Source organism: uncultured Flavobacterium sp., assembly GCF_937967675.1.
Lineage (GTDB): Bacteria > Bacteroidota > Bacteroidia > Flavobacteriales > Flavobacteriaceae > Flavobacterium.
Genome location: NZ_CALBSN010000001.1, coordinates 1 through 16,549, shown reverse-complemented (window position 1 = coordinate 16,549; position 16,549 = coordinate 1). Strand labels below are relative to the sequence as shown.

The following is a 16,549-nucleotide window of genomic DNA, read 5'->3' as shown; positions in this document are numbered from 1 at the left end:
GAATCCCTTTTAATTTTATATAGAAATAAATTACTCTACATTTTGAACATTTACTTCTGCAATTTTAGCATATGTTCCGTTTACTAATTTTTCACGGATAGCTTCAAAAGCAGCTAACGTTTCGTTGATATCTTCTAAAGTATGCGAAGCAGTAGGAATCATTCTTAACAAAATAATTCCTTTTGGAATTACAGGATATACTACAATAGAAAGGAAAATTCCATAGTTTTCACGTAAGTCATTTACCATAACCATAGCTTCAGGAATAGACCCCTCTAAATATACCGGAGTAATACAAGTGTTGGTATCACCAATGTTAAATCCTCTTTCTTTTAATCCGTTTTGCAATGCATTTACATTTACCCATAATTTATCTTTTATTTCAGATGAATTACGTAATAACTCCAAACGTTTTAATGAACCAATAGTTTGAATCATTGGTAATGCTTTTGCAAACATTTGAGAACGTAAATTGTATTTTAAATAATCGATAACATCTTTGTCAGCTGCTACGAATGCTCCAATATTTGCCATTGATTTTGCAAAAGTTGAGAAATACACATCAATTCCATCTTGACAACCTTGCTCTTCTCCTGCTCCAGCTCCAGTTTTACCCAATGTACCAAAGCCATGCGCATCATCAACTAATAAGCGGAAGTTGTATTTTTTCTTCAAGGCAACAATCTCTTTTAATTTTCCTTGTTGGCCACGCATTCCAAAAACGCCTTCAGTAATGAATAAGATTCCACCTCCAGTTTCTTCAGCCATTTTAGTTGCTCTCTGAAGGTTTTTCTCCATACTTTCTAAATCATTGTGTTTGTAGGTAAAACGTTTCCCCATATGCAAACGCACACCGTCAATAATACAAGCATGAGAATCTACGTCATAAACAATAATATCATTTTTAGAAACCAATGCATCGATGATAGACACCATTCCTTGGTACCCAAAGTTTAACAAATAAGCCGATTCTTTCATTACGAAAGCTGCTAATTCATTTTCTAATTGTTCGTGATATTTTGTATGACCACTCATCATACGAGCTCCCATTGGATAAGCCGCTCCATATTGAACTGCCGCATCAGCATCAGCTTTTCTAACTTCTGGATGATTAGCTAATCCTAAATAATCATTTAAACTCCAATTTAAAATATCTTTTCCATGAAATTTCATTCTTGGACCTAACTCACCTTCTAGTTTTGGAAATACATAATATCCTTCTGCTTGTGAAGCCCATTTTCCTAACGGACCTTTATTGTTTTGAATTCTTTCGAATAAATCTTTTACCATGATATATAATAGGTGTTAAAAACGAAGCAAAAGTATAAAGAAAAAAGTTTTTATTATAAATTTTACGACTAAAAAAATTTAGTAATAAAATAAAAAATCAAAAAAGCTTGGTAAATCAATAAATGCAATTACCTTTGCACCGAACGACACAGAAATGTGGTTACACGTTCACCTTAAAAGTCGGGGGCTCCACCTCGACTTTTTGCTTTTTATACATTTCGTATCTTTGTTTTTTAAAATCATTTTTCATGAAACTTGTATTCGCATCCAACAACAAAAATAAAATTCAGGAAATTCAGGCTTTAGTTCCAAACACCTTTCAAATTCTAAGTTTAGAAGAAATTGGCTGCACAGAAGATATTCCAGAAACCGCTGATACCATTGAAGGAAATGCAATTTTAAAAGCCAATTACGTTACCGAAAAATATGGTTATGATTGTTTTGCAGATGATACAGGTTTAGAAGTAGAAGCTTTAAATGGTGCGCCTGGAGTTTATTCAGCTCGCTATGCAGGCGAACAAAAAGATGCCAACGATAATATGGATAAACTTTTATCGAAATTGAAAGATAAATCGAATCGAAAAGCTAATTTTAAAACCGTTATTGCTTTAAATTTGAATGGTAATCAAAACTTATTTACCGGAATCATCAATGGAAAAATCATTGAAAAAAAAATTGGAACAAACGGTTTTGGTTACGATCCTATTTTTGTTGCAGATGGCTATTCTAAAACCTTTGCTGAACTGACTATGGAAGAAAAATCAATAATTAGCCACAGAGGAATTGCCGTAAATGAACTTATTCTTTTTTTACAAAAACAGAACCAATAGGCAAACTCCAGTTATATTTAAAAGCAATTAATCGGAATGTAATAATAAAAATGGCTACTATCGGCGATATTACGTCATCTGATATTTCCAACTTTTGTAATAAGAAGAATAAAATTCCACCTGCTATACAAAGCGTAGCATAAATTTCCTTTCGGAACAAAACCGGAATTTCATTACATAAAATATCGCGAATAACACCTCCAAAAGTCGCTGTTAAAGTTCCTAAAATCACACAAACAACCGGACTTAATCCATACTCAATTCCTTTTTCTAAACCGATTAAAGTAAAAACCCCTAATCCAATCGTATCAAATAAAAACATCGAAATACGCAAACGCTCTAAATACCGATTGAATATTATAGAAAGTAGAAAACCTATAGTAATGATGTAAACATAATCAATATCTAACATCCAGCCGACAGGTGTTCGTCCAATCATTACATCACGAACTGTTCCTCCACCTAAAGCAGTGACAAAAGCGATACAATACACACCAAATAAGTCTAATTTCTTATAAATAGCAGTCAAAGCACCCGAAATAGCAAACACTAAAGTTCCAATAACGTCTAATAGTTCAAACATATCGTCTCATTTCCTACAAAAGTACTTCATTTTGCAATTTTTCTATCCCAAATTTAACTATAAAACATATTTTATAAAATCTGTAAAAAAGACTAAAAACATAACAAATTGAAAATCAATTAGTAACAAATTAGTTAATCTAACTTTTAAAGCGTACCTTTGCACCCAATTTAAAATAATATATGAATAAATTTGAACAATTAGGATTGAATGAGTCGCTACTGCTGGCGATTAAAGATCTAGGATTTGAGAATCCGTCAGAAGTACAAGAAAAAGCGATTCCAGTACTATTGGAACAAAACACAGACTTAGTAGCCTTAGCGCAAACAGGAACAGGAAAAACCGCAGCTTTTGGTTTTCCACTAATTCAAAAAATTGATGCTGAAAACAGAAATACACAGGCATTAATTTTATCGCCAACGCGTGAGTTATGCTTACAAATCACCAACGAAATTAAATTGTACTCTAAGTACATTAAAGGTTTACATACCGTAGCTGTTTATGGTGGTGCAAGCATTACAGAACAAGCTAGAGAAGTGAAACGTGGTGCACAAATTATTGTGGCTACACCAGGTAGAATGCAAGACATGATTAACAGAGGTCTTGTAAACATTAAAAACATCGATTTTTGTATCTTAGACGAGGCAGATGAGATGTTAAACATGGGATTCTACGAAGACATTTGTTCCATTTTATCGGACACACCAGACGAGAAAAACACTTGGTTATTCTCTGCAACTATGCCAGCTGAAGTTGCGCGTATTGCTAAACAGTTCATGTCAAACCCAGAAGAAATTACGGTTGGACATAAAAATTCAGGTTCAGCTACAGTTTCTCACGAATATTATGTAGTAAACGCCAGAGACCGTTACGAAGCTTTAAAACGTTTAGCAGATGCTAATCCAGACATTTTTTCTGTGGTTTTCTGTAGAACAAAACGTGATACACAAGCAGTTGCTGAAAAATTAATCGAAGATGGTTATAATGCTGCAGCTTTACATGGTGATTTATCGCAAGCACAACGTGATGGTGTAATGAAATCATTTAGAGGTCGTCAAATTCAAATGCTAGTTGCTACAGACGTTGCGGCTCGTGGAATTGACGTTGATAATGTTACTCACGTAGTAAATTATCAATTACCAGATGAGATTGAAACGTACAATCACCGTTCAGGTAGAACAGGTAGAGCTGGAAAATTAGGAACTTCAATTGTAATCGTTACTAAAAGTGAATTGAGAAAAATCCACTCTATTGAACGTATCATCAAACAAAAATTTGAAGAAAAAACAATCCCATCAGGAATTGAAATCTGCGAAATTCAGTTATTACACTTAGCAAATAAGATTAAAGATACTGAAGTTGATCATGATATTGATACTTATTTACCTGCAATTAATGAAGTTTTAGATGGTTTATCTAAAGAAGAATTAATTAAGAAAATGGTTTCTGTTGAATTTAATAGATTCATCAACTATTACAAATCGAAACGTGATTTAACAGGAGAAAGAGGAAGTGATAGAGAAAGAAGTTCTGAACCAAGAGAAATTAGAGCGGGTGACCCAGTTCGTTATTTCATCAACATAGGTGCTAGAGACGATTTCGATTGGATGCAATTAAAAGATTTCATCAAAGAAACTTTAGATTTAGGCAGAGATGACGTTTTCAAAGTAGACGTAAAAGAAGGTTTCTCTTTCTTTAATACAGATGGTGAGCATACTGACAAAGTAATGTCTATTCTTAACGGATATGACATGAACGGTCGTAGAATCAACGTTGAAATTTCTAAAAACGACGGTGGCGGAAGACGCGATCATAACGGAAGAAATTCTGGTGGCGGAAGACGTGAAGGCGGATTTAGAGGTGAAAGAAGCGGATCATCTTCAAGAAGAGAAGGTGGAAGAGAAGGTGGTTTCAGAAGCGATAGAGGTTCGGCTCCAAGAAGAGATGGAGGTTTTAGAGGAGAAAGAAGCAGTTCGGCTCCAAGAAGAGAAGGCGGATTTTCTGACAGAGCTCCAAGACGCGCTGAAAGTGCTGGAGATTCATCAAGACCAAGAAGACCAAGAAGAAGCTAACGATTTTCGTTAATTTTCTTATAAATTTATAAAAAACTACAAAATATCATCTTTAGATTCGTATTTTTGAATCAGTTAAAATAAGCATGAAATATTTTGTAGTTTTTTTATTCCTCTTTTATTCTTTTAATTGTTTTTCACAAAATGATACACTAGTAAAAAACATTAAAGGAACAGTTATTCACAACGATACCAAACTTCCTATGGGTAATGTTCACGTTGTGAATGCCTCTCGTGTTAAAGGAACTGTTACTTCTCCCAGCGGAATCTTTGAAATAAGTGCTAAAGTAAATGATACATTATTATTTACATATATTGGATTCGAAACAGTTAAAGTAAAAGTTACCAACGATTGGATAAAACAAAATCCAACTAAAATATACTTAACTGAAAAAGCTTATGTTCTAGATGAAGTTATTGTTGCTAAATATAATTTAACTGGCTACGTAGAGGTTGATACAAAACTAATACCTGTTACTGATGATGCTTATCGTTATAGTATATCTGGATTAAAAGCTGGATATGAAGGTGGTGATTACAAACCTGGTGCTATTGCCAAAGTACTCGGCTCAATATCTAATCCTGCTGATTTCTTGTATAATATCTTTGGAAAAAGACCTAGAGAAATGAAAAAGCTTAAAGCAATGAAAAAAGACGATACAGTACGAAATCTTTTGGCTACAAAATTTGACAGAGAAACTCTAGCTGCATTACTTGAAATAAACAAAGACGACATTCCTTTAATCCTTCAAAACTGTAATTATTCAGAATATTTTATTCAAACAGCAAACGACTTACAAATTATGGATGCTATTAGTGCATGCTATGAAGATTACAAAATATTAAAAAAGAACAAATAGTTTATTTTACAGCACTTTGTTTGATTTCGTAAAATTTATTTTCAATAAAATCGATATCTTTAATTGATTTTCGAGTCCAATCTAAACGTTTTTCTAATATTTCTTCTTCCGATAATTGCCAATTGATATTAGATTGTCTTAAGCGATTTGTCACATCTTGAATAATAATGGCAGCAGAAACCGAAATATTCAAACTTTCGGTATAACCTACCATAGGAATTTTCAGAAAACCATCCGCTTGTTCAATCACTTCTTCAGAAAGTCCGTTTTTTTCGGTTCCAAAAAATATAGCAGAAGGTTTTTCAATATCAAATTCATGTAACAAACACGAATCATTATGCGGTGTTGTAGCTATGATTTGATATCCTTGCGCTCTCTTTGCATCAATGCAACTTTGAACCGTATTAAATCGATTCACATCTACCCATTTTTGAGCGCCCATGGCAATTTCAGTATCAATTCGTTTACCAAACTTCTGTTCAATCACATTCAATTCTTGTATTCCAAAAACTTCGCAACTACGCATTACCGCACTAGTATTGTGCAATTGATACACATCTTCCATAGCAATCGTGAAATGCTTAGTTCTATTTTTTAAAACACGTAAAAAGCCTTCTTTTCTATTTTCAGTTAGAAAACCTTCTAAATATGTTAACAACTCTTGATTAAATTTCTCCATACCACAAAAATAATACTACTTTTTTTATTATTTTAGACAAAAAAAAGAAAATTGCATGACACAAGAAGAACTTTTACCCCTATTACTTAAAAAAGACGATAGGTCATTTACATTACTTTATGACAACTATGCCAAGAGTTTGTATGGTATCATTTTTAATTTAATCAAAGACAAAGAAGAAGCTGAAGATGTGCTTCAGGAAGTATTTGTAAAGATTTGGAAAAACATTGATTCGTATAATACTTCAAAAGGCCGATTGTACACTTGGATGTTAAATATTGCTCGTAATTCTTCCATCGATAAATTACGTTCTAAAACCTTTAACAATAGCCAGAAAAACTTATCTGCTGATAATTTCGTACATCTGTTAGATGACAATGCGAAGACAATCAATAAAATAGATGCGATAGGAATTAAAGAATTCATCAAAAAATTAAAACCTAAGTGTATCCAATTAATCGATTTATTGTTTTTTAAAGGATATACACAGCAAGAAGCATCGGAAGAGTTGGAAATTCCATTAGGAACGGTAAAAACTCAAAATAGAAATTGTATGAATGAATTAAGACTGATGATCAATGAATAGTAGAGAATATATCGAATCAGGAATATTAGAATTGTATGTATTTGGAAAACTTTCTGAAGAAGAAATTGCGGAAGTCAACCAAATGGCAGCAGAACATCCTGAAGTAAAAGAAGAAATAAAAGCTATCGAAAATACGGTAATTAATTTGTCGTATAGTGTTGCACCTCACCTATCTGCTACTAATTTTGAGAAAATCAGAGCCGAATTATTAGGAAGAAACAAAGTAATCGAAATGAAACCTAAAACAAATTGGGCACAATACACAGGTTGGGTTGCTGCTGCTGTTTTAGTAGTTGGTTTCGGACTTCAATTTTATAAATTAAACCAAACAAATGAAACCTTGAATAATGTTTCGACAGAGAAAAACTTATTACAAGAGTCAATTGTTGATTTAAAACTGAAGAAAAAAGAATCAGAAGAAGTTTTAGCTATTTTAAGAGATACAAGCAATATTTCTATTACTCTAGCTGGACAACAAGTAGCTCCCGAAGCTTTTGCTAAAGCCTATTACAACAAAACTACAAAAACGGTTTACATTGACGCATCTGGATTACCAGAACCGCCAAAAGGAATGGTTTATCAAGTATGGTCGTTGCAGTTAGAGCCTGTTTTAACACCAACAAGCATTGGTTTACTTGACTCTTATGCAACAAGCTCAACCAAGGTTATAAAAGTAGAAAATGCGGAATCTCCACAAGCGTTCGGAATTACGTTAGAACCAGCTGGTGGAAGCGCTAGTCCAACACTAGAACAACTTTATACCTTAGGAAAAGTATAATCAAAATGCGTCTGTATGGACGCATTTTACTTTTATAAAAATTGCAAAAGAAAAGAAAATGAAAAAAATTGTAGTATTAACAGGCGCCGGAATTAGTGCTGAAAGCGGTATTAAAACATTTCGTGATGCTGATGGCTTATGGGAAGGTCATGATATTATGGAAGTCGCTTCTCCTTTGGGTTGGAAAAAAAATCCAGAATTAGTCTTAGACTTTTATAACAAAAGAAGAGCCCAACTTTTAACGGTTAAACCGAACAAAGCTCACGAAATTCTAGCCGAATTAGAAGCACATTTCGACATACACATCATAACCCAAAACGTTGACGATTTACACGAAAGAGCAGGAAGTAACAAAGTTATTCATCTCCATGGCGAATTATTAAAAGTGCGAAGCATTTCAAACGAAGATTTTGTAATCGATTGGAAACACGATTTAATTTTAGGCGATTTAGACTTAGAAGGTAATCAATTGCGACCACACATTGTTTGGTTTGGCGAAGATGTTCCTATGATTGAACATGCTATTGACATTGTAGAAACTGCTGATATTTTAATCATCATCGGAACTTCATTACAAGTATATCCTGCAGCTGGTTTGATGAATTATGTAGACCAAAATGTTCCTGTGTACTACATAGATCCCAATCCAGCCACAATTTACGATTTACCAAATGAATTGAAAGTCTTGCCATTAACCGCAGTTGAAGGAATGAAAATTGTGAAAGAGGAATTAGTAAATTCTATCCAAAAAACTTCTGACTTCTAACTTCTAACTTCTAACTTCTTATTATATTTGCACTTCTTTAAACAACACACAACAAAATGCAATTAACAGAATTAAATGCTATTTCGCCAATTGATGGTCGTTATAGAAGCAAAACTATTTCATTATCTCCTTATTTTTCTGAAGAAGCCTTAATTAAATACCGCGTTTTGGTAGAGGTTGAATATTTTATTGCTTTGCGCGAGGCTGATGTACCTCAATTAGCCAAAATTGACAAATCAATTTACGATTCTTTAAGAGCGATTTACAAAAACTTTTCTACCGAAGATGCCCTTTGGATTAAAGAAACCGAAAAAACAACGAATCACGATGTAAAAGCGGTAGAATATTTCATTAAATCGAAATTCGACGGTTTAGGATTACAAGAATTTAAAGAGTTTATCCATTTTGGATTGACTTCTCAAGATATCAACAATACAGCGATTCCGCTTTCTACTAAAGAAGCATTTGAGAATGTATATTTACCAAGTTTAGTAAGCGTAATTGCAAAATTGAAAGAATTAGCAATGGAATGGAAAGACGTTCCAATGTTAGCCAGAACACACGGACAACCAGCTTCTCCTACTCGTTTAGGAAAAGAAATTTTAGTTTTCGTAGAACGTTTAGAAGAGCAAATGCGTTTGTTATTCAATGTTCCGTTTGCTGCTAAATTTGGTGGTGCTACCGGAAATTACAACGCACACAAAGTAGCGTATCCAAACACAGATTGGAAAAAATTTGGAACCGATTTCGTAGAAAACAGTTTAGGGTTACACCATTCATTCCCAACGACACAAATTGAACATTACGACCATTTTGCAGCCTTTTTTGATGCTTTAAAACGCATTAATACGATTTTAATCGATTTAGACAGAGACATTTGGACCTATGTTTCAATGGATTATTTCAAACAAAAAATCAAAGCAGGGGAAATTGGTTCTTCTGCCATGCCACATAAAGTTAATCCAATTGATTTTGAAAATTCGGAAGGAAATTTAGGAATTGCTAATGCAATTTTCGAACATTTATCAGCAAAATTACCACTTTCAAGATTACAACGCGATTTAACAGATAGTACGGTTTTACGTAATATTGGAGTTCCAATGGGACACACCTTAATCGCATTTGAAGCGACTTTAAAAGGATTGAACAAATTGTTATTAAACGAAGACAAATTCGCAGAAGATTTAGAGAAAAACTGGGCAGTTGTTGCAGAAGCAATTCAAACAATTTTACGCCGTGAAGGCTATCCAAATCCATACGAAGCTTTGAAAGACTTAACCAGAACTAATACTGTAATTAACAAAGAAGCGATTCACAATTTCATCGGAACATTAAACGTTTCAGAAGAAGTGAGAGCCGAATTAATGCAAATTACACCTAGTAATTATTTGGGGATTTAATTTCAAAATTTTCTTTATATTTGATTATCATTTTAATCTAAACTTGTGAATGATGAAATACAACATATCCTTTCAGGAAAGAGCCAAGTTAAGCATGGAGATTTTATCCAAACAGTCATTAGTTTCCTTAGAAGAAGCGAAGCAACAAGTAATTTGGTTAAAGAAGATAAGTACTTCAAAGAAAAAGAAACAAAGAGTTTAATTGAATTTATTGAACAAAATAAATTTTGGGTCGAAAACATTAATCTTGAAAATTACATTTCTCAAGGTGCAGAACAGAAAGTATATTTAAAAGATGACAAAAGTGTTCTCAAGCTAAACGATTCCATATATTATACTTCTTGGATTGATTACCTTAATAATTTATTGTTAAATAATTATTTCTTTTCTGACACGGCTTATAAACTTTTAGGTTTTTATAAGAATGAAAATATTTTATATGCTGTTGTAGAACAACCATTTGTAAAAGCAACTGATAAAACAGATTTAGAATTAGTAAAGCAATTTATGTTGAGTAATGGATTTGAAAACTCAAGAAATTATGATTATATCAATAGAAATTATGGAATTATTTTAGAAGATTTACATGATGAAAATGTATTAACTCAAAATGGTTTTTTGTTTTTTATCGACACTGTATTTTATATCATTTAAACATGCCAAAGCCTATCATTATAAAATTAATCTCCATTAGTTTACTGATAGTTTTTTTCTTTTATTCTTGTTCGTCTACTAAAACCAAAACTACAAATTCCAAAGCGGGTGTTGTCATTACTTTTGACGATTACTTCGTCAACGAATGGAAAGAAGCGGATGTGCAACTCGCAAAATACAATTGGAAAGCGACTTTTTGCGTAAGTAATTTTGAAAAACTTACTTCTACTGATATTTCTAACCTTAAAGAACTACAAACCAAAGGACACGAAATTGCAGGTCACGGATTTCGTCATCTCAATGCAAAAGAATTCGCTAAGAAAAACAACAAACAGCAATATTTAGCGATTGAAATTTTTCCATTAATTGAAGCGTTTAAAAAAGAAGGTATCGAAATTAAATCGTTTGCCTATCCATTTGGAGCCAAAACACAAACGTTAGACTACGAATTACAAAAACACTTCGAAATCATAAGAGGAACTGCAAATGGCGGCAAAAAAGTAGCGGATAATGCTAATTTCTATAACGGAACTCGATTAGCATACGGAATTGGAATTGACAGCAATTACGAGCATTTTAGTTTAAACTACTTAACTAAAGTTTTAAATTACGCAAAAAAACACAATAAAATAGTCGTTTTCTACGGACACAAACCAGTTAACAAAGCAACTAATGAATATGAAGTAGATGTAAAAACATTAGAAATGATTTGTCAATTTGTGGTTTCAAACCAAATGAAATTTTACACACTTCAAGAACTAAATTCGTTAAAAAAATAATAAAATTAAGTGCATAAAGAATTGAAATTTTGAAAACCGATCACTTTTCACTATTTTAGTAAAAATTCAATTCTATGCCAATATTACTTTCCACTTCTACTGTTCATTTACCCAATTTAATTAGCGATTTAGGGCTAATTCTTGTAACAGCTGCTATTGCAGTACTTATTTTTAGAATCTTAAAACAGCCGTTAGTTTTAGGGTATTTAGTTGCTGGATTTTTAGCTGGAAGCGAATTCGATTTCTTCCCTACGGTTAAAGACATGAACAGTGTAAAAGTTTGGGCAGAAATTGGAGTTATTTTCCTCTTGTTTAGTCTTGGTCTCGAATTTAGTTTCAAAAAACTAATGAAAGTCGGTGGAACTGCCTCTATAACAGCATTGACCCAAATTATTTCAATGGTAGCTTTGGGTTATTTCGTTGGGCAACTAATGGATTGGGGTAAAATGAACAGCTTGTTTTTAGGTGTCATTTTATCCATTTCTTCCACAACCATCATCTTAAAAACTTTTGACGAATTAGGTGTAAAAACACAAAAATTCGCTGGAAATGTAATTGGAGCGTTGATTGTACAAGATATTTTAGCTATTTTAATGATGGTTTTATTATCAACCGTTGCGGTGAGTCAGCAATTCTCAGGAACTGAATTGTTTCAATCCGTTTTAAAATTGGTGTTCTTTTTAACCATTTGGTTTGTAGCAGGAATTTTCTTTATCCCAACATTTCTTAAAAAAGCTAAGCACTTATTAACCGATGAAATGTTGCTAATTGTTTCATTGGCTTTGTGTTTATTGATGGTTTTATTTGCAGCTAATGTAGGCTTCTCCCCTGCTCTTGGTGCGTTTATCATGGGTTCGATTATTGCCGAAACCACACAAGCGGAACACATTGAACATTTGGTAAAACCTGTAAAAGATTTATTTGGTGCGGTTTTCTTCGTATCGGTTGGTATGTTGATAGATCCTGAAATGTTAATAAAATATGGATTTCCTGTAGCCATTTTAACGTTGGTCGTTATCTTAGGACAATCATTAAGTGCTACCATAGGCGCTCTGTTTTCGGGACAACCGCTAAAACAATCCATTCAAACTGGAATGAGTTTGTCGCAAATTGGCGAGTTTTCGTTCATCATCGCTACATTAGGAATGACGTTAAATGTAACGAGCGATTTCTTATATCCAATTGTGGTTGCGGTTTCTGCTATCACAACCTTTACAACGCCTTTCATGGTGAAATTTTCTACACCATTTTCGTCATATTTAGAGAAAAAATTACCAAGACGTTGGGTAAAAAAAATCGAACGTTACAGCGCCAATACCGAAGCGATTAAATCGGTAAGTACTTGGCAAATCGTATTAAAAGCGTATTTAACTCAAGTAATTATTCACTCGATTATTATTGTGGCGATTATTTTACTTTCGTCGAAATATATTCTGCCATTAGTTGAAGATTCTCGCTTTGGAAATGCCATTGCAGCATTAATAACGGTTGTAATTTTATCTCCTTTTTTATGGGCATTATCGCTTAGAAGAGTGGCCGTAGAACAAGTGCAAGAATTAATGCAAGTCAGAAAATACCAAGGTCCGATTATTGTCTTAGTCTTCTTTAGAATTGCGCTTTCTCTTTTCTATATGGGATTTGTGTTGAATGAATTTTTCTCTCCAGTAATCGCTATTATTGCATTAGTAATTGGAATTGTGTCGTACATTTTATTCCCAAAGCGATTACATGCGTTTTACAACAAAATTGAAAGCCATTTCTTGAGAAATTTCAACGATAGAGAATTAACAAAAGAAGCTAACAAACGTCAGAATGTGCTATCACCTTGGGATGGTCACATGGCGGATTTTGTTATTGCCAAAGAATCGAATTTAGCTGGCAAAACCTTAGAAGAATTAAAAATTAGAGAACAATTCGGAATCAATATTGCTTCTATTAAACGTGGTGATGTAACGATTAATATTCCTATTAGAACCGAACGCTTATTTCCTGGTGACGAAATCAACGTAATTGGTACGGACGAACAAGTAAAATTATTTAAGAATTACCTAGATAAACACGAAATAGATGCTCCAGAAGCAACAGAAAAAGAAGACATCATCTTACAACAATTAGAACTTAAAAACCGTGTTTGCATCGGAAAAAGCATCCGAGAATCACAAATTAGAGAAAAAACGCACGGCATCATAGTAGGTATCGAACGCAACGGAAAACGTATCCTAAACCCAGAATCGCATTGGATTTTAGAATCTGATGATATTTTATGGATTGCAGGTGATAGAAAAAAGATTAATGAGTTTTTGAAACAATAAAATCAACACAAACCTCAACGCAACGTCTTTGCGAGGAACGAAGCAATCTCGAAGCAATCTCAACTCAATCATAAAAATGTAAGCCATGAAACCAGGATTTATTTATATCATAACGAACAAAAACAATACAGTACTTTATATTGGTGTTACTTCTAATTTACCACAACGAATTGAAGAACATAAACAAAAACGTTATGAAAATTCATTTTCTGCCCGTTACAACTTAAATAAATTAGTTTACTACGAACAGTTTCAAATGATTGGTGATGCAATTGGAAGAGAAAAACAATTGAAAGCGGGCAATCGAGCTACAAAAGAAAAATTAATTAATAGTATAAATCCAACTTGGAATGACTTGTATGACGAAATAATCGACATAATGAATATTTAGATTGCTTCGTTCCTCGCAATGACTATGAGTTTAATGTTGTGTTTAAATTTTAAGAATTTATTAAGATTTTGGCACAAAACTTGATTTTTCTTTCAAAACCAACTTTATGAAAACTATTTACATCCTTATCTTCTCAATTGTAATGTTATCTTGTCAAAAAGAAAAAACATCTTTACCAATTGAAGAAAATTCGATTGCAATTTCTTCCCAATTAAAAACAGATAAATTACAAAATTTTGAGTTTGTACTTAAAAAAGACACTTTAATTTCTGGAAAAGAAGGAACAAAGGTTTGGATTACAAAAGATTTGTTTGAAAATTACACGAACGGAAAAATCACTTTTGAATTAAAAGAGTTTTATTCAAAAAAAGATATGATTTTAAATGGTTTGTCAACTGTAACTGATAAAGACGAATTATTAGAATCTTCTGGAATGTTTTACATTAATTTTAAAGAAGGCGATAAACAATTGAAAATCAAAAAAGGCAAATCTTATGATGTTACAATTCCAAATAAACCATTAGCAGAGAGTAACATTTATTATAACAATAATGATTCCATTTTTAGTTGGGAATTGAGTGAGAATAAAATACATACTGAAATATCCGACATTGTAAGAAATTTGGAATATTTTAAATCTGGCAAATGGAAATATGAGAATATTCCAGACAAGTTCAAAAAAAGAGTTGCAATAGATAGTCTTGAAATTGTTAAAAAAAGAGATTCCCTTAAGTATTTAAAAATTATAAATGAGGATAATAAAAAAAGTATTGAAGCATTAATAGAATCAAATAGTGAGTGGGCAATAGTATTAGAAGATCAAAACTTAACAAAAGAAGAAGAAATTGTAAGGCACAATTTTTATGAAAACCAAAATCAAATTTATTCTTTCACATCAGAGACAAATTAGGTTGGATTAACATCGATAAAATTTTAGCTTATGAAGTTGAGAAAGAAATAACTTTTAAAAACACTAATCAAGACCTTAAATATTTTTCTTTCAATTTGATTTACCAAAATAATCAATCACTTTTGAACTATAATTTAGGTCAATTTGATACATATTTGAATAAAACTAAAATTATTGGAAAAATAAAAGTTGTTGTTTATGCTAATTCAGGAAATAAAATCATGTTTGATTCGTTTTATATAGATAAAAATTCCAAAAGTGAATTTGATTTAAATTTCAAAGAAATCACTTTGGATAAATTAAAGCAAGAACTAATCTCCAACTAACATGAAACCCCAAATCACCCTATTCCTACTCCTACTTTCCACTTTAAGTTTCAGCCAAAATCAAAACAAAATTGATTTAGAAAAACTGAAAACAAAAGTGTATCAATTAGTAAACGAAGAACGTTCTAATAACGACAGAAAAGTACTTGGTTTGGATGCTTATTTAAAAAAAGCTGCAGACGACTATGCCAAATACATAGCAAAAGCTCAAACTTTAACGCACGAACAATCCGATGTAAAAAAGCAAAGTCCAAAAGAACGCGTGTCTTTTTATGGCGGAAATTCGTTTGTTTTAGTGGGTGAAAACTTATTGTTCACAGGAATTAAAGACCAAGTTTACTCTGAAACTGATTTAGACACTTTAGCCTTAAAAATGTTCAATCTGTGGAAAAAATCACCCAATCATTACAAAAACATGATAGAACATAAATATTTCTATACCGATATCGGTTTTAGCATCGATTGGGAAAACAAGAAAATTTATGCCGTGCAACTGTTTGGAGCAAAATAAAAAAACCTGATAGCTAACAACTATCAGGTTTCTATTTTTACTGAACACTGTGACTGATCACTGAACACCAAAACTATCTCGAATAATTCGGAGCTTCTTTTGTAATCGTTACGTTGTGTGGATGACTTTCGCCAATTCCACTCGCCGTGATTCTAATGAAACGCCCAGTTTCTTGTAAGGTTGGAATATCTTTTGCACCACAATAACCCATTCCGGCTCTTAAACCACCTATGAATTGTTGCATGCTTTCGTTTAATTCTCCTTTGTAAGGCACACGACCTACAATTCCTTCTGGAACTAATTTCTTCACATCATCTTCTACATCTTGGAAATAACGGTCTTTTGAACCTTCTTGCATCGCTTCAACAGAACCCATTCCACGATATGATTTGAATTTTCTTCCTTCAAAAATAATGGTTTCTCCTGGAGATTCTTTTGTTCCTGCTAATAACGAACCTAACATCACACAATCAGCACCTGCAGCAATCGCTTTTGGAATATCTCCTGTGTAACGAATTCCACCATCAGCAATAACTGGTACTCCTGAACCTCTTAATGCAGCAGCTACTTCTAAAACAGCTGAAAATTGAGGAAATCCAACTCCGGCCACAACTCGCGTTGTACAAATCGAACCTGGACCAATTCCAACTTTCACCGCATCAGCTCCATTTTGAGCTAAGTATAAAGCTGCTTCTGGAGTTGCAATATTACCCACAACTACATCTAATTCTGGAAATTTTGCTTTTACTGCTTTTAATACATCTACCACACCTTTTGTATGTCCGTGAGCGGTATCAATAATTACAGCATCAACTCCAGCAT

Annotated in this window: 18 protein-coding genes; 14 read left to right on the top strand and 4 right to left on the bottom strand. The window is 32.8% G+C overall.

Annotation, left to right across the window (positions count from 1 at the left end):
• Positions 1-30 precede the first annotated feature (30 nt).
• The gene (locus Q0075_RS00090) at positions 31-1,290 is read right to left on the bottom strand and encodes a pyridoxal phosphate-dependent aminotransferase family protein (protein ID WP_297867735.1); all 1,260 of its coding nucleotides are present in this window, start codon (positions 1,288-1,290) and stop codon (positions 31-33) included.
• Positions 1,291-1,538: 248 nt separating this feature from the next.
• On the opposite strand from Q0075_RS00090, the gene Q0075_RS00085 reads away from it, so the two are divergent.
• Positions 1,539-2,120, top strand: coding sequence for a non-canonical purine NTP diphosphatase (locus tag Q0075_RS00085; protein ID WP_297867734.1), 582 nt, complete (start codon positions 1,539-1,541; stop codon positions 2,118-2,120).
• On the opposite strand, the gene Q0075_RS00080 is transcribed toward Q0075_RS00085, so the two are convergent.
• Entirely contained in the window at positions 2,089-2,703 is a 615-nt protein-coding gene (locus Q0075_RS00080; protein ID WP_297867733.1) for a trimeric intracellular cation channel family protein, read from the bottom strand. The genes Q0075_RS00085 and Q0075_RS00080 overlap by 32 nt on opposite strands.
• Before the next feature lie 182 nt (positions 2,704-2,885).
• Between Q0075_RS00080 and Q0075_RS00075 the strand changes: the two genes are divergently transcribed.
• Both Q0075_RS00075 and Q0075_RS00070 read left to right on the top strand, forming a co-directional pair.
• Positions 2,886-4,775 (top strand): DEAD/DEAH box helicase, encoded by a 1,890-nt coding sequence (locus tag Q0075_RS00075; RefSeq protein WP_291106719.1) that lies wholly within the window; start codon positions 2,886-2,888, stop codon positions 4,773-4,775.
• An 86-nt stretch (positions 4,776-4,861) separates the two neighbouring features.
• Positions 4,862-5,635 carry a carboxypeptidase-like regulatory domain-containing protein gene (locus tag Q0075_RS00070; protein ID WP_297867732.1) on the top strand — a complete coding sequence of 258 codons (774 nt, stop codon included), beginning with the start codon at positions 4,862-4,864 and terminating at the stop codon, positions 5,633-5,635.
• Position 5,636: 1 nt separating this feature from the next.
• On the opposite strand, the gene Q0075_RS00065 is transcribed toward Q0075_RS00070, so the two are convergent.
• The gene (locus tag Q0075_RS00065; protein ID WP_297867731.1) at positions 5,637-6,314 is read right to left on the bottom strand and encodes an RNA methyltransferase; all 678 of its coding nucleotides are present in this window, start codon (positions 6,312-6,314) and stop codon (positions 5,637-5,639) included.
• Positions 6,315-6,369: 55 nt separating this feature from the next.
• Here Q0075_RS00065 and Q0075_RS00060 point away from each other — a divergent pair, with 55 nt between their 5' ends.
• From Q0075_RS00060 to Q0075_RS00010, 11 genes are all read left to right on the top strand, one after another.
• Positions 6,370-6,900 carry a sigma-70 family RNA polymerase sigma factor gene (locus Q0075_RS00060; RefSeq protein ID WP_297867730.1) on the top strand — a complete coding sequence of 177 codons (531 nt, stop codon included), beginning with the start codon at positions 6,370-6,372 and terminating at the stop codon, positions 6,898-6,900.
• Complete coding sequence (locus Q0075_RS00055) at positions 6,893-7,678, top strand: anti-sigma factor (RefSeq protein ID WP_297867729.1); 786 nt, start codon at positions 6,893-6,895, stop codon at positions 7,676-7,678. The genes Q0075_RS00060 and Q0075_RS00055 overlap by 8 nt, the downstream gene beginning before the upstream one ends.
• A 58-nt stretch (positions 7,679-7,736) precedes the next feature.
• A complete protein-coding gene (locus Q0075_RS00050) occupies positions 7,737-8,444 on the top strand; it encodes an NAD-dependent deacylase (RefSeq protein ID WP_297867728.1) in 708 nt (235 codons plus the stop codon).
• Between the two features lie 56 nt (positions 8,445-8,500).
• Positions 8,501-9,844, top strand: a complete 1,344-nt coding sequence (gene purB, locus Q0075_RS00045) for an adenylosuccinate lyase (protein ID WP_297867727.1) — start codon at positions 8,501-8,503, stop codon at positions 9,842-9,844.
• Between the two features lie 45 nt (positions 9,845-9,889).
• Positions 9,890-10,498 carry a hypothetical protein gene (locus tag Q0075_RS00040; protein WP_291110206.1) on the top strand — a complete coding sequence of 203 codons (609 nt, stop codon included), beginning with the start codon at positions 9,890-9,892 and terminating at the stop codon, positions 10,496-10,498.
• Between the two features lie 2 nt (positions 10,499-10,500).
• Positions 10,501-11,277: a polysaccharide deacetylase family protein gene (locus Q0075_RS00035; protein WP_297867726.1), complete on the top strand. Its 777-nt coding sequence runs from the start codon at positions 10,501-10,503 to the stop codon at positions 11,275-11,277.
• 74 nt (positions 11,278-11,351) lie between these two features.
• Complete coding sequence (locus tag Q0075_RS00030) at positions 11,352-13,589, top strand: cation:proton antiporter (RefSeq protein WP_297867725.1); 2,238 nt, start codon at positions 11,352-11,354, stop codon at positions 13,587-13,589.
• A gap of 85 nt (positions 13,590-13,674) precedes the next feature.
• Positions 13,675-13,980, top strand: coding sequence for a GIY-YIG nuclease family protein (locus tag Q0075_RS00025; protein ID WP_297867724.1), 306 nt, complete (start codon positions 13,675-13,677; stop codon positions 13,978-13,980).
• A gap of 106 nt (positions 13,981-14,086) precedes the next feature.
• Positions 14,087-14,890, top strand: a complete 804-nt coding sequence (locus Q0075_RS00020) for a hypothetical protein (protein WP_297867723.1) — start codon at positions 14,087-14,089, stop codon at positions 14,888-14,890.
• A gap of 122 nt (positions 14,891-15,012) precedes the next feature.
• Positions 15,013-15,216 carry a hypothetical protein gene (locus tag Q0075_RS00015; protein ID WP_297867722.1) on the top strand — a complete coding sequence of 68 codons (204 nt, stop codon included), beginning with the start codon at positions 15,013-15,015 and terminating at the stop codon, positions 15,214-15,216.
• Position 15,217: 1 nt separating this feature from the next.
• Positions 15,218-15,727 (top strand): CAP domain-containing protein, encoded by a 510-nt coding sequence (locus tag Q0075_RS00010; protein ID WP_297867721.1) that lies wholly within the window; start codon positions 15,218-15,220, stop codon positions 15,725-15,727.
• Positions 15,728-15,800: 73 nt separating this feature from the next.
• Here Q0075_RS00010 and Q0075_RS00005 read toward each other — a convergent pair.
• The coding region (locus tag Q0075_RS00005; protein ID WP_297867720.1) for an IMP dehydrogenase at positions 15,801-16,549 on the bottom strand (749 nt) is incomplete at its 5' end.